13 protein-coding genes are annotated in these 12938 nt (G+C 42.8%); 7 read left to right on the top strand and 6 right to left on the bottom strand.

Annotation, left to right across the window (positions count from 1 at the left end; genetic code table 11):
• Positions 1-10 precede the first annotated feature (10 nt).
• Positions 11-523 (top strand): gluconokinase, encoded by a 513-nt coding sequence (locus GW828_RS11000; RefSeq protein WP_273058915.1) that lies wholly within the window; start codon positions 11-13, stop codon positions 521-523.
• Between the two features lie 82 nt (positions 524-605).
• Here the strand turns inward: GW828_RS11000 and fieF are convergent, their stop codons facing one another.
• Together fieF and GW828_RS10990 are read right to left on the bottom strand one after the other, a co-directional pair.
• A complete protein-coding gene (gene fieF / locus GW828_RS10995; protein WP_182697718.1) occupies positions 606-1475 on the bottom strand; it encodes a cation efflux pump FieF in 870 nt (289 codons plus the stop codon).
• A 223-nt stretch (positions 1476-1698) separates the two neighbouring features.
• Entirely contained in the window at positions 1699-2190 is a 492-nt protein-coding gene (locus GW828_RS10990) for a Spy/CpxP family protein refolding chaperone (protein ID WP_182755929.1), read from the bottom strand.
• 276 nt (positions 2191-2466) lie between these two features.
• On the opposite strand from GW828_RS10990, the gene GW828_RS10985 reads away from it, so the two are divergent.
• The 3 genes from GW828_RS10985 (at position 2467) to GW828_RS10975 (ending at position 6100) form a co-directional block, all read left to right on the top strand.
• Positions 2467-3894 carry a thioredoxin family protein gene (locus tag GW828_RS10985; RefSeq protein WP_182697717.1) on the top strand — a complete coding sequence of 476 codons (1428 nt, stop codon included), beginning with the start codon at positions 2467-2469 and terminating at the stop codon, positions 3892-3894.
• Positions 3895-4010: 116 nt separating this feature from the next.
• Positions 4011-4697 carry a response regulator gene (locus GW828_RS10980; RefSeq protein WP_273058918.1) on the top strand — a complete coding sequence of 229 codons (687 nt, stop codon included), beginning with the start codon at positions 4011-4013 and terminating at the stop codon, positions 4695-4697.
• Complete coding sequence (locus tag GW828_RS10975; RefSeq protein WP_273058920.1) at positions 4697-6100, top strand: ATP-binding protein; 1404 nt, start codon at positions 4697-4699, stop codon at positions 6098-6100. Before GW828_RS10980 ends, GW828_RS10975 begins: the two co-directional genes overlap by 1 nt.
• 269 nt (positions 6101-6369) lie before the next feature.
• On the opposite strand, the gene GW828_RS10970 is transcribed toward GW828_RS10975, so the two are convergent.
• On the bottom strand, positions 6370-6528 hold the full coding sequence (locus GW828_RS10970; RefSeq protein WP_124017430.1) for a YqaE/Pmp3 family membrane protein: 159 nt from the start codon (positions 6526-6528) through the stop codon (positions 6370-6372).
• A 315-nt stretch (positions 6529-6843) separates the two neighbouring features.
• Here GW828_RS10970 and GW828_RS10965 point away from each other — a divergent pair, with 315 nt between their 5' ends.
• The 3 genes from GW828_RS10965 to GW828_RS10955 all read left to right on the top strand — a co-directional run bounded on the left by GW828_RS10965 (position 6844) and on the right by GW828_RS10955 (position 9291).
• Entirely contained in the window at positions 6844-8235 is a 1392-nt protein-coding gene (locus GW828_RS10965) for a mechanosensitive ion channel domain-containing protein (RefSeq protein WP_420542422.1), read from the top strand.
• Between the two features lie 256 nt (positions 8236-8491).
• Positions 8492-8956, top strand: coding sequence for a tRNA (uridine(34)/cytosine(34)/5-carboxymethylaminomethyluridine(34)-2'-O)-methyltransferase TrmL (gene trmL, locus GW828_RS10960; RefSeq protein WP_124017428.1), 465 nt, complete (start codon positions 8492-8494; stop codon positions 8954-8956).
• Complete coding sequence (locus GW828_RS10955; RefSeq protein ID WP_273058924.1) at positions 8956-9291, top strand: DUF2956 domain-containing protein; 336 nt, start codon at positions 8956-8958, stop codon at positions 9289-9291. Before trmL ends, GW828_RS10955 begins: the two co-directional genes overlap by 1 nt.
• A 21-nt stretch (positions 9292-9312) precedes the next feature.
• Here GW828_RS10955 and GW828_RS10950 read toward each other — a convergent pair whose 3' ends face one another.
• From GW828_RS10950 to GW828_RS10940, 3 genes are all read right to left on the bottom strand, one after another.
• Positions 9313-9876, bottom strand: coding sequence for a hypothetical protein (locus GW828_RS10950; RefSeq protein ID WP_273058926.1), 564 nt, complete (start codon positions 9874-9876; stop codon positions 9313-9315).
• Positions 9877-10140: 264 nt separating this feature from the next.
• Entirely contained in the window at positions 10141-11604 is a 1464-nt protein-coding gene (locus tag GW828_RS10945) for a M16 family metallopeptidase (protein WP_182742639.1), read from the bottom strand.
• Positions 11601-12914, bottom strand: coding sequence for a M16 family metallopeptidase (locus tag GW828_RS10940; RefSeq protein WP_404948465.1), 1314 nt, complete (start codon positions 12912-12914; stop codon positions 11601-11603). Before GW828_RS10940 ends, GW828_RS10945 begins: the two co-directional genes overlap by 4 nt.
• Positions 12915-12938 lie beyond the last annotated feature (24 nt).

The following is a 12938-nucleotide window of genomic DNA, read 5'->3' as shown; positions in this document are numbered from 1 at the left end:
TGGTAAGAAAATGACAGGGAAATGCATTATTGTAATGGGTGTGTGCGCATGTGGTAAAAGCAGCGTAGGCGAACTGTTAGCAAAAGTGATGAATGCCACTTTTGTAGACGGTGATGATCTGCATCCGCAAGCCAACATAGAAAAAATGGCTCAAGGAGAACCCCTAGATGATGCCGATAGGGCACCTTGGTTATCACGTATTCGAGATTTGGCTTTCGAATTTGAAACCCAACATAAAACGGTGATCATTGGCTGTTCAGCACTCAAACAATCCTATCGGGACCAAATCCGTAAAGGTAATCAACAGGTCGGATTTTTATATTTAAAGGGTAGCTATGAACTGATTTTAGCGCGGATAATGGCAAGAAAAGGCCACTTTATGAAACAGAACATGGTCGATAGTCAGTTTGCCACATTAGAAGAACCCACTAATGAACCATTAGTGGTAACCGTCGATATTGATGCCAGTATTACAGAAATAGTGCAGCAAGCTTTAGCACAATTTCGTGCTCAGGGATTTTAAGCTAACACGTCTGAACGCTAACCTGTGCCAGCTTAAACACAAATATTGTTGAGCTGGCATTGATTGCGATTCTCTAATCTCTCTACACCGGATCTTGGTGAATAATCACCTCTGCATCATCAAACGCCGCTTTAATCGTCAAGCCTGCTTTATCTGCTATTTCATGAGCATCATGCAATGATAAGTTACCCGCTAATTCCATGTGCAACTGAATAAAGGTCGTTTTCCCAGCCTGGCGAGTACGTAAATCATGAATGCCTTGGACGCGAGGATCTTGCTTAGCTAAGGCTTTAATTTTATCACGAGTCTCAGTGTCTAATTCGCGATCAAGCAAGCTTTGAACTGAACGATAACCTAACCCAAGCGCTTGATTACCGATAAAAAATGCAATGAACACCGCAAACAAACCATCGGCCCACCACCAGCCATATTGCGCCAATATTAGGGCGAACAACACAGCCGCATTCAATAATAAGTCCGACTTATAATGCAATGAATCAGCTTCAACTAACGAGCTCTTAGTTTTTTTCAAAGCATGTCGTTGCAACAAAACAAGGGCAAATGTCATGACTATCGCAATAATAGTGACCACGATACCACTCATGGCATTGGTAACTGGTACTGGATGAATTAACTTTTCGCCGCCATACAATAATAACAGCGACGCCGAGCCTAAAATAAACGCAGCTTGCGCCAAACTCGCTAATGGCTCAGCTTTTCCGTGACCATATCGGTGATCTTTGTCCGCAGGAACAATGGCATATCGAATGGCAATAAAATTAACTATCGACGCGAGTGCATCAGCAAATGAATCCGTTAATGACCCCAACATACTGGCAGAGCCTGAATACAACCAAGCCAATAATTTGATCACGATAAGGCACAGTGCTGTAGCGACTGAAGCGCGGCTCGCTAATTTGACCCAAAAGTCATATTCAGATGATGTACTCATAAAGACGTTGTCGACTCTTTTTACAGATAATTTAACAGACCTTACTATAGCAAGTTAGCTGGCTGTTTTGGGTAATGTTTTATTAAATAATCTTAAATTGCACCAAGACCTTATATAAAGTCGCAACAGAGACAATGCCACTCCATATAGGCATTAACTAAAAAGCCATTACCCAAAGGTAATGGCGATTATGTTGCTTTAACCATGCTGAACTAGCAACTGATTAACGACGTGGCTTGTGGCCTTTACCTTGTTGAAAGTTATCTTGAAACATTTGTTGCTGTTCAGGGGTCAATAGTTGATAAATTTCATTCTGCATTTTCAAGTGGTTCAACATTTTTTGCATGTGTTGCTGTTGCTTTGCTTGGGCCATTTCAGTGGCTTTCGCTTCATCAAAACCAGCGGTAGTGATTAACGCTAGCATATCAGCTCGGTGCGCAGCTCGCTGTTCTTTCGTTGGGCGCTCAGGACGATTACCTTGATATTTATTTAACACGGCTTTGACATCAGCTCGCTGTGAATCCGTTAAATCTAACATGCGTAGCATTTTATGCATGCCACCCTTATGACCATGATATCGGTCACCTTTAGCGGCGACATTCTCTGTCTTTACCGTGTTGTCAGTAGTCTCTGCCGCATATAACTGGCTGGCTAATAACGCTGAACTTGCCACTAAGGCCACTAAACTCGTTTTGATGATTGATGATGTTTTCATTGTTAAGTTCCTCGGTATGTATGGGATTTATTGTCTGCCTCAGCAGATTTGATACTCAGTTTACCGAATGCAATGTCAATGAGGGTTAAGACAGAGTAAACCTATGTAAAGAAGGTTTTTCATAGCACTTTAGCGCCAGTAATTCATGATCAAGTTGGCATATTGAATGATAAAAACCCCAGTAATGCGAGCCAGTTAACGTAATTCAGACTTGATCCTTACAGTAATCATATTAGGGCATAAAATCTAACTATTAGCGCTTTAATGGAATAAATTATGAACCGATTGATTGGCCAATTACTGTTACTTCTTTGTGTATTGATATTAGCTCCAAGCTCAATAGCCAGTACCGTGGCCTCAACAGACGACTCAATTTGGTATACTCAGCAAAACCAGCAGCCAGTGGTAAAGCTGCATTTCTTTTGGTCGAAAACCTGCCCTCATTGTCGTGAAGCCCATCCTTTTATTGATGCTCTAGGCGAACGTTTTGACTGGATCGAATTACACGACTACGTCATTAGTGAACCCGGCAATGTTGATAAACTCATGGAAATGGGTCAAAAAACAGGTGTTGAACCCAAATCGGTGCCCTACTTTGCTATTTGTGGTGAGGCCGTAGTGGGTTATAACAGCCATGAAGTGACTGGACGTTTCATTCTAGAGCGCTTGGTTAACTGCTACCAACGCCAAGGTGGTAAAGCAGATATTGGTGATAAGCTTGATGATTTCCTCGGAGCTGCGCCAGTTGCAAGCGCACCACTGTTTGAAACCTGTAGTGACAATAGCGACGATCCACAAGCCGAAGGCTCATGTGGTATGTCATTTGACCAAGCCAGCGACATAGCCCCTGCGCCAACGGTTCAACCTGTCGACATTCCACTCATTGGCGCTGTACATCCAGAAGAAATGTCATTGCCGGTTCTAACCTTAGTGTTAGCTGGTGTTGATGCCTTTAACCCGTGCGCCTTTTTCGTGCTGCTATTTTTACTGAGCATTATGGTGAATGCTGGCAGCCGCAAACGTATGCTGTTAGTGGGCGGTATTTTTGTATTTTTCTCCGGCCTTATCTACTTCGTATTTATGAGCGCCTGGCTTAACTTATTCCAAGTTCTCGGCGGCGGTGATGGCGGTATCATTATCACTTGTGCGGGGGTATTGGCGTTGATAGCAGCAATCGTCAATATAAAAGATTACTTTTATGGCCGAGGCGACGTTAGCTTATCCATGTCGGTCGAAAACCGTGGTTCGCTTATTAAGCGTATGGGGAAATTATCTAAAGCCAGTTCATTACCAACAATGATTTTAGGTTCAACTATTCTGGCAATTTTAGCTAATACCTACGAGCTGCTCTGCACCGCTGGCTTTCCAATGATTTACACCTCAGTGTTGTCATTATCAGATCTCGATACCATGCAACGTTACTTATACCTCATCGCTTATAATGTGGTTTACGTTATACCACTGGCCGCTATTGTGATTGTCTTCTCAATGACATTAGGTAAACGCAAACTCACCGAAAAAGAAGGTGAAGTGCTTAAACTGATGTCAGGCATAATGATGTTAGGTTTAGGCAGCATGTTAGTGTTTAATCCTAATGCTCTACAAAATGCGGTCTTCTCGGTCGGCCTGATCCTCGGCTCAATTATACTGACCTTTATCATTGCCAGAATTAAACGCTACATAGTGCAAAATAAAGCGGGGTAAATGTAAAACTGTGCAATGTTGATATGATTTAATCTTGGCATGAGATAAGCTCAATTGATCGAAAAATCTGTATGTTAACGTCAACATACAGATTTTCTTTGTGCCAGAGGACAGTTATGAATCGCATTTTACTTATCGACGATGATATTGGTTTATCCGATCTACTCAGCCAATTACTTGAGTTAGAAGGATTTGCACTAAGCCAAGCTTACGATGGTGAGCAAGGGCTGATGATGGCACAACAGCAAGACTTCGATTTAATCCTTCTTGACGTTATGCTACCCAAGCTTAATGGCTTTGAAGTATTGCGGGCTTTACGGCAGCGCAAACAAACTCCAGTATTGATGCTCACCGCCCGCGGTGATGAAATCGATCGGGTTGTCGGTCTTGAAATCGGCGCCGATGACTACTTACCAAAACCGTTTAATGATCGCGAATTAGTCGCTCGAATTCGTGCCATATTACGGCGTGCACAAACCACCCAACAAGATAGCCAAGCCCATGAAATGATGCAGTTTGGTGATTTACGACTCGATCCGACCCGCCAAGAAACCTATTGCAATGAGCAACTGATTATCCTTACTGGTACCGAATTTTCCTTGCTGTTCAATTTAGTTGAAAAATCTGGCGAACTGGTGACCAAAGACTCGTTAAGCGAAAATGTATTAGGCAAAAAATTAATGCCATTTGACCGTAGCTTAGATATGCATTTATCTAACTTACGTAAAAAATTACCTGAACGCAAAGACGGCCGCCCACGAGTTAAAACCCTCCGCGGTAAAGGCTATATTTGGATACCGTAATGCTGAAAAACAATCCATTTAATCGGCTGTTTTTTAAATTATTGCTCGGCTTTTGGCTATGCAGTTCGTTAATTATTGCTCTAGTGTCGTTATTACCGCTATTACAGCAAAGCCATGATCGCTCACCTTTACCACCTAGCTTAGAGCAGGTGCTAAAAAACATCGCTGAACGAATACAACAGCAACCACAGTTACTCGAAGGCAAAAGCCTCCAACGTCTGCATCGTAGTCGCAATAAGGATGGAAGCCGCAACCATGGTCCTATGCGGGTATATTTAACCGACGGCGAAGGACAAGTGCTAAATACTCAACGAGTATCACGCGAATTTAGACGTTTTCAGTTGATGGCCGAAGAGGCAGATCAGCCCATTAGCCACCAATTTAGAGATGAATTTATTTTTGGCCCCTATTCTTTTGAGGTCAATGATAAAGCCTATCAGTTATTTGGCCGTTTACCCGATAGTCATCCTCGGCCATGGTTTTTATTCTTTGCCGATAATAAATTACTCACAGCAGGCTTAGCCATTTTATTATCTGGGTTATTATGTGGTTTGCTGGCGTGGTACTTAGGTAAACCATTACGCTCGCTTAAACACAGCGCTAATGCCCTCGCAAGAGGTGATTTATCGAGCCGAGTTGATGCAGCCACAGCGAGTAGACGTGATGAAATGGGCCAGTTAGCCCAAGCGTTCAATGGCATGGCTGACGCAGTACAAACCATGATTAACAATCAGCAACGATTAATGGGTGATATTTCTCACGAACTGCGCACGCCGCTCACTAGACTGCAATTAGCCTTGGCCCTCGGCCGTAAAAAAGGTCAGCAAAGTGAAGAACTAGAACGTATTGGCTATGAAGCTTTACAGCTTGAAGCATTAATCAGTGAGTTACTTACCCTATCTCGGGTTAGCTTGGCCAGCCATGAAAATAAAATCGAGCTCGAATTAGCCGAGTCACTAAGCCAAGTGTTAGATGACGCTGAATTTGAAGCCGAGCAGCAAGGGAAGCTATTACAAATTGATATACCAGAGGCACTGCAATTGCCTCTTCACCCAAAGACACTCTCGCGCGCCATAGAAAATCTGCTGCGTAATGCAATTTGCTATGCCAACAGTCAAATAACCATCAGTGCGGTCCAGGCGGGTAAACATATACTCATTACAGTAGAAGATGACGGTCCTGGTATCGACCCCAAAGAACTTGAAGCTATTTTTAAACCTTTCTATCGCCCAGATACCGCTAGAGACAGAAAAAGTGGCGGTTGGGGATTAGGCTTGGCAATCACCCAAGCTGCCATTACGCTACATCAGGGCAGCATAGTGGCAGAAAATCTGATTGGCCCGACGGGCAAGCGCCAAGGCCTTAAACTGAGTATCAGTTTACCGGTAAATGAGGCTAGCTAAAAAAGATAACAACTTCACCGGTGCATGCTTATCGCCCTGAATAATGGCATTATCTAAAACCCCTGCACACGCAGGGAACAAGCAAACATCAATAACAGCTCAGTTTCATAAAACGACACCGCTAAATTAACGTTGTAAACATTTAATAGAAAAGCAATTCAACGATAAGCATGTATTTAGGTAAAAATTACCCTTAACTGGCAACATTTTCCGATTAATGTAAGCAGCCTGAGCCGCTTAACCTTTAGGCATACTTATCTTGACCGCTACTAACGTTTAGCAATCACCCATACTGCGTGAACTATCCCTGGAATGTAGCCTAGCAAGGTTAAAATTATGTTTAATAATAAGGTTTTACTTAGCCCTACTTGTAGAAAAACCCCAAGTGGCGGCAGTAAAATTGCGATTATAATACGTAATAAATCCATGATATTCTCCATTTTGAATGACTGAGGTTAGCGGTTCCCCCCAGCGTGTATTAACTAACTTGCATTGATGGTCATAAAGTACAACGCAATTACCAGACCACTATTGCAAGTGTTGCTATTATTACCCTTAATGAGCATCATTTTTTAAACAACGACAACACCGCATATATTGACTTATTAGTATGCCTTTAGTAGAAAAAAGCCCTTTTTGCATACTGCAAAAACATTAGCGGATAACGCTTACAAGCTTTGGTGTCGGTGACGATTATTTGCTAATATTGAATAAAGACGGGCTTGTACCTTGCGGGTAATCTTATGATTTGTCGATTTTTTTTAAATAGCATTCCTCATTGCAACCACCGCTCATGCTCAACATTAAGTCGATGGATTCTCCTATGGAGTTTAGTCACTACTTTTGTTTGCTTGACCAGCTTTGCGCCTACTTATGCCCAGGCAGCCCCCTCGCCCAACACGGTGAAACAACTCATACAAATTAACGATCCAAGCAGTGCAATCGACATTGAAATACAAGGCTCTGTCGTCAATCTCCATGGCTCCATCACCGAGCAAGCCAGTAAAGAACGCATACTGCAAACCATCGCCGCCTTACCTGGTGTGACTCAGGTTGTAGATAATATTCAATTACGCGCTATGGAGCCGTTATCTTTAGCTCCTCTGCAGCAAGATGCACGGCAGTTTTGGGCCAAAACCTTACAGTATTTGCCCAGCTTAGCCCTAGGACTGGCAATATTTTTGCTACTCTTTTGGCTTTCTCGCCCTATTGCTCGCCTGCTTATTCAGCCCTTAACTTGGGTCACACAGAGTGAACTTATTCGTTTAGTGATGCAGCGCAGCTTTAGTATGCTGATCATATTATTAGGGCTGTATATCTTTTTGCGTCTCGCCGGCTTAACTCAGTTTGCCGTTGCCATTATTAGTAGCACTGGGGTAATAGGTCTCATTTTAGGTTTTGCCTTTAAAGACATCGCCGAAAACTTTATTTCCAGCTTACTGCTCAGTGTCCAGCGCCCGTTCAAATTAGGCGACGTCATTGCTGTGGAAGGTCAATTAGGCATTGTAAAAAAAGTCACCGCAAGGGCCACTACGTTAGTCGACTACGATGGCAACCACATCCAAATTCCCAATGCCACAATTTATAAAAACGTGATTAAAAACCTGACCGCAAACCCAAGAATACGGGGCAATTTTATGATTGGTATTGGCTACGATACCAGTATTCGTAAGGCTCAGGACATCGCCATGGAGATCATGATGGCTCACCACGGCGTACTAGCAGATCCTGAACCGCAGGTACTGATAACCAACCTAGGTTCTTCCACTATTAACCTGCAAGTGTATTTTTGGGTTAATGCAGAAACTCATAGTGTTCCAAAAGTGGCTTCAATTTTAATGCGCTTACTGGTACGCGCTTATGAAGCGAATAAAATCAGCATGCCAGATGATGCTCGCGAACGCATTTTCCCTCAAGGGATACAATTGGTCTCCAGCAGACATCAGCAAGACCAAACTCAGTTAAGTGGCCAACCAATAACGGAGCAAGCTAATTTACCAAATGAGCAAAAAATTTCGGATTTATCCGATGAAGTCCATGATGATGCTAGCGTTGATATCAGCAGCGATACTGATGATATACGCCGACAGGCAGCGCAATCTCGCGATCCAGAGAATGGTGCCAATATTATCTAATAACGATGTTCACAACCTATATTCAGCCTAATATTGGCGATAACAGCAGTAGAATCGGCTGCTAAAGTATCAATAAATAACTGGTCTTTAATTAACTGTGACTGCCTCAAATACAGTTGGCGCTAAGTCTCCATCAAGGATGATCATTCGTGCTATACCGCCCATTTCACCAAGTCGGCATTGATAACGTCTCGCAGAAAAACCTTGCTTAAGGTATAATTCGTCCCTCTTTTTATGCTTCGTACCTAAGGTTGCTATGTTTCATATTGCCCTTTATGAACCCGAAATTGCTCCAAATACCGGAAATATCATTCGTCTATGTGCCAACAACGGTTCACAGTTACATTTGATTGAGCCATTGGGTTTTGATCTCGAAGAAAAGAAACTCCGTCGCGCTGGACTTGATTATTCCGATATGACCAGCGTCACTCGCCATAAAGACTATGCCGCGTTTTTAGAGGCGATGGCAGGAAAACGGATTATTGCCTGTACCACTAAAGGTAGTCGTCCTCATACTCAAATTGCTTTCCAAGAAAATGATGTCTTGTTATTTGGCCCTGAAACCCGTGGCTTACCAATGGATATTATTGATGCAACCCCACTGGGGCAGCGATTACGTATTCCAATGACCGCCAATAGTCGTAGTTTAAATTTATCAAATTCAGTTGCCATCATTAGCTACGAAGCATGGCGTCAACTGGATTTTGCAGGCGCTGAATAATGAAGAAAACGCTATCCCCAGAAACCCAAAATGATGCTTTAGCAATTGCCAAGGCCACTCAAAAGCCTGGACAAGTTAAAGAACAAACTAAGCTGATTGCCGCGGGGATTGAAAAAGGTATAGCGGAATACAAAAAACGTGAAAAAGCGAAAGCTCGGGAACGTGATAAAGCGCGTAAACAGCAACAGAAAAACAAACATGCGATTCCAAGCAATGATGATGCGGATATGTCTTACAATGAGCCACAGAGTCTATTCAACCCTCTAACATGGTCGTTAGCCGCCTTATTACTCTTGAGTTGGGCTGGATTTGCAGCTTATCTATTTTATCGCTAATTGAATGATTTAAATTAGTTTCTAATCTGTCGGCGGCGCAACCTCTGCCGACGGTTTAAGTAAGCTAATGGCTCTAATAACCTGATACTGATCACTGTCGTCATCTAAATAATGGGCGTTTTGTTGCCACTGCCAGCCTTTTATTGTCGGTTTTGCATCACCAATCACGGGATCAAACTGTAACTGCACTAATGCAGGACGCTGATTTATTTCACCTTTACCTAGAAATGAATAACTGCCCGCTTGCTCATACAGGGTCAGCTGTTGTGATATATCGTCGGTGACGCCATTGGCATACAACAATAAAATATGATCTTCTTGTTGTCTAAACCACCAAGTCTCGCTGTTTGAAAAGCGGCTACCACGGCTAACACTAATGTATAAATTCCGTTGATCAGCCGAACACATTACCGAAGTAGTTACCTTTTTAGCAACTGTATTAGGATTAGCTGCATTGCCCTGCCACTCGCCAGCTAATTGACTACAAAATATATCTAAAGTCACTTTGCCTGCATAAGAGGCCGTTGAATGCACTAGTAACAAGATCGCTGTCAACGGTATTATTGATCGATATTTTGCGCTCATCAAACCTCCACTTATTAACATATCCTTTCACATTGCAAACAGACCAAACTCAATATAGCTAACCCTATCGGCCTCTATTTAGGCGCAGCGATCTCATTGACTCAAAGAATTGAGTTAATGAACTTACTCAATGAACTTACTCGATGAACTTAGCTGCTAACGTTTAGCCTCTAAATTTAATCACATTATCAGTTAGATCCATAAAAAATGGCCCACTTATGTGAGCCATCATAGGATATTACGAATTAACTAACTGACTCGCAACTACTGGCCAAAGCCTGTAGCTGTGATGTCGACTTTAGTGACTTCACCATACTGCGCTGCAACATCAGCAATGTTGTCAGCGTTACCAATCAACACAAACTGTAAGTTTTGTTGCGGGAAATATTGCTTAATCAAACGTTGTGTATCTGCAACAGTAAGCCCATCAACCTTGGCTTGGAATTGATTAATAAAATCATCATTAAAACCATACAAGTACATGTCAGACAATAAACCAGCTAATTGACCACTGGTCTCATATTTAGGTGGAAACTGGCCTTTCACATAGGCTTTAGCAGAATCTAAAGTGGTTTGATCAATGCCCTTTTCCCATAGTCGAGCATAGGTTTTTAAGGCTAAATCAATGGCTTCTTTTGTTGTTGATGATTTAGTAAACGTACTGATTTGAAAAACGCCAGATTGCGCATAAGGGCTAAAACCAGAACGAGCACCATAAGTTAAACCAGCATTGACGCGTAATTCATCATTTAACCATGAGGTAAAACGACCACCTAAAATAGTGTTAACGACAGTTAACCCAACATAATCTGGATTGTCATAACGAATACCCACGCCACCAATTAAAAAAGTGGTTTCAATTGCATCAGGCTTGTCGACCAACAATACATGCGGCTGAGTTAATGTCGGTAAGTTTTGGCTTAAGTCAGGTTGAACCACTGTTTCTGTGGTCTGCCAATCACCAAAGGCTTTATTAAGCTTGGCGGTCATCTCAGCAACATCAAAATCACCCACCACATTAATGGTCATGTTACTTGGTTGATAGTAGCCTTTATGAAAAGCGCGTAACTCTGCAACAGACAGTTTAGCGATAGTGTCACTATTACCCGATACCGGATTAGCATAAGGATGTTCACCAAAAACTAACTTATTAAAGTAGCGTCCGATCACGGCCCGAGGGCTTTCTTTTTGTTGAGACAAACCGACGATTTCACGTTGTTTTAGCTTATCAAATTCGGCGCTATCAAAGTCTGGTTGACGTAATACATGACTAAAAATAGCGAGCACGGTATCGACATCTTTGCTCATCATATTGGCACGAATATAACTGCCTTCTAGATCGGCACTGGTATCAATACTGGCACCCATAAAGTCTAGTTGTTGCTCGATGTCTGCCTTAGATTGGCCCGCAGCACCTAGCATTAAACTTTGTGAGGTAATGTACGCCATACCAGAGGTAAGATCATTCACCGCCCCGGCCTTAACCACGGCATCAATGGTCACTAATGGCACTTCTTTTTGTACCATTAAGGTCACTTTTAAACCATTATCTAGGGTAATAGATTGGTAGCTTGGCATCACAAAACTCGCCGAGACAGCGCTTGGACTAGCAGAGGCATTATCGGCCGTTGATTGCTGCGAAGTCGCACAACCACTTATGGCTAAACTACAAGTTAACGCGATGGCCGATAACGATAGGTTAATATGGGTGTGAGCTATAGTTTTCATTTGTCAGACTCCTCAGTCGCAGCGAGCACACCAACAGTTCGATTCGCTTTAATTAAATAGGTTTGTGCAACACGCTGGATGTCAGCTGGAGTCACTTTGTTATACGCTTCTGGGGCATTAAACAGTTTGGTGTAATCCCCAAAATACAGCTCGTATGTGCCTAAGGTATTGGCTTTACCGTTAATGGTTTCCATGGTGCGGTAAAAATCCATTAGCTTAATATTTTTGACTTTTTCAAGCTCTTGTTGAGTCACACCTAGGGTGGCAATAAGGTTAATTTGCTCAATTAAGGCTTGCTCTAACGTCTCGGCGCTCACGCCAGCATTCGCCACACCTAAAATATAAAATAAATTAGGGTCGAACGACATCGGCATGTAAGTTTCGGCAGCAACCGCTAATTGCTTGTCGACTAAAGCTTGATAAAAACGTGAGCTATTACCTTCACTGAGCATTGACGCTAACAAATCCAATGCATAGTAGTCAGCATGGCTAGTTGCGGGTACATGGTAAGCCAACATAATGTTTGGTGTGCTCACAGACTCTTTTTTAACAAAGACTCGGCGTTCACCATTCTGTTGCGGTTCAATAGTACGCACTGCTTTTGGCGGTGCTTGGGCAGGAATAGGCGCAAAATACTGATTAGCTAATGCTTTCACTTCGGCTAACTTCACATCACCGGTAATGACCACTAGCGCATTGTTCGGGGCATAGTAGGTTTTATGGTATTGCTGTAAATCTTCTAAGGTCCAAGCAGCAATATCCGACTCATAACCAATCACTGACCAGCTATATGGATGTGCAGCAAAGGCAACACTTTTTAGCGCTTCTTGAATCGTGCGCCAGTTAGAGTTTTCCAGCCCGGTAGTGCGCTCTGACTGCACCACACCACGCTCGCTTTCTACCATCTCAGAGTTAATATCGAGGTTGGCAATGCGATCAGCTTCTAAATCAAAAATGGTTTCTAAACCATTGGCAGGAAACCAATCTGTATACACTGTCATGTCTTCTGTGGTGTAGGCATTATTCGCGCCACCAGCAGCTTCCATTGTGCGATCAAACATTTTCGGGCCAAACTTTTTAGAACCGTTAAACATCATGTGTTCAAAAAAGTGTGAAATGCCAGTAATGCCAGGCACTTCATTGCGCGAACCGACTTTCCAAAAAATATACATGTTGGCATTAGGGATAGAGCTATCCTCCAGCACCATAATCTTCATGCCATTGTCTAAGGTAAAGCTATTGATGTCTTCAGCTTGTGTTGCTAACACGGCAGGCGCACTCAGTACGCCTATCGTCATCAGCAACGCCATTATCTTACGGGTCATATCTCGCTC

It is taken from the genome of Shewanella vesiculosa (assembly GCF_009994065.1).
Taxonomy (GTDB): domain Bacteria; phylum Pseudomonadota; class Gammaproteobacteria; order Enterobacterales; family Shewanellaceae; genus Shewanella; species Shewanella vesiculosa.
Note: the sequence above shows the minus strand (reverse complement) of the source record. Positions and strands in the feature narration are given on the sequence as shown.

What these genes read in the sequence shown, in the direction of transcription:
- GW828_RS11000 (WP_273058915.1), top strand. Translation starts at nt 11, where the DNA reads ATGACAGGGAAATGCATTATTGTAATGGGTGTGTGCGCATGTGGTAAA.
- fieF (WP_182697718.1), bottom strand. Translation starts at nt 1,475, where the DNA reads ATGAGTACATCATCTGAATATGACTTTTGGGTCAAATTAGCGAGCCGC.
- GW828_RS10990 (WP_182755929.1), bottom strand. Translation starts at nt 2,190, where the DNA reads ATGAAAACATCATCAATCATCAAAACGAGTTTAGTGGCCTTAGTGGCA.
- GW828_RS10985 (WP_182697717.1), top strand. Translation starts at nt 2,467, where the DNA reads ATGAACCGATTGATTGGCCAATTACTGTTACTTCTTTGTGTATTGATA.
- GW828_RS10980 (WP_273058918.1), top strand. Translation starts at nt 4,011, where the DNA reads ATGAATCGCATTTTACTTATCGACGATGATATTGGTTTATCCGATCTA.
- GW828_RS10975 (WP_273058920.1), top strand. Translation starts at nt 4,697, where the DNA reads ATGCTGAAAAACAATCCATTTAATCGGCTGTTTTTTAAATTATTGCTC.
- GW828_RS10970 (WP_124017430.1), bottom strand. Translation starts at nt 6,528, where the DNA reads ATGGATTTATTACGTATTATAATCGCAATTTTACTGCCGCCACTTGGG.
- GW828_RS10965 (WP_420542422.1), top strand. Translation starts at nt 6,844, where the DNA reads ATGATTTGTCGATTTTTTTTAAATAGCATTCCTCATTGCAACCACCGC.
- trmL (WP_124017428.1), top strand. Translation starts at nt 8,492, where the DNA reads ATGTTTCATATTGCCCTTTATGAACCCGAAATTGCTCCAAATACCGGA.
- GW828_RS10955 (WP_273058924.1), top strand. Translation starts at nt 8,956, where the DNA reads ATGAAGAAAACGCTATCCCCAGAAACCCAAAATGATGCTTTAGCAATT.
- GW828_RS10950 (WP_273058926.1), bottom strand. Translation starts at nt 9,876, where the DNA reads ATGAGCGCAAAATATCGATCAATAATACCGTTGACAGCGATCTTGTTA.
- GW828_RS10945 (WP_182742639.1), bottom strand. Translation starts at nt 11,604, where the DNA reads ATGAAAACTATAGCTCACACCCATATTAACCTATCGTTATCGGCCATC.
- GW828_RS10940 (WP_404948465.1), bottom strand. Translation starts at nt 12,914, where the DNA reads ATGGCGTTGCTGATGACGATAGGCGTACTGAGTGCGCCTGCCGTGTTA.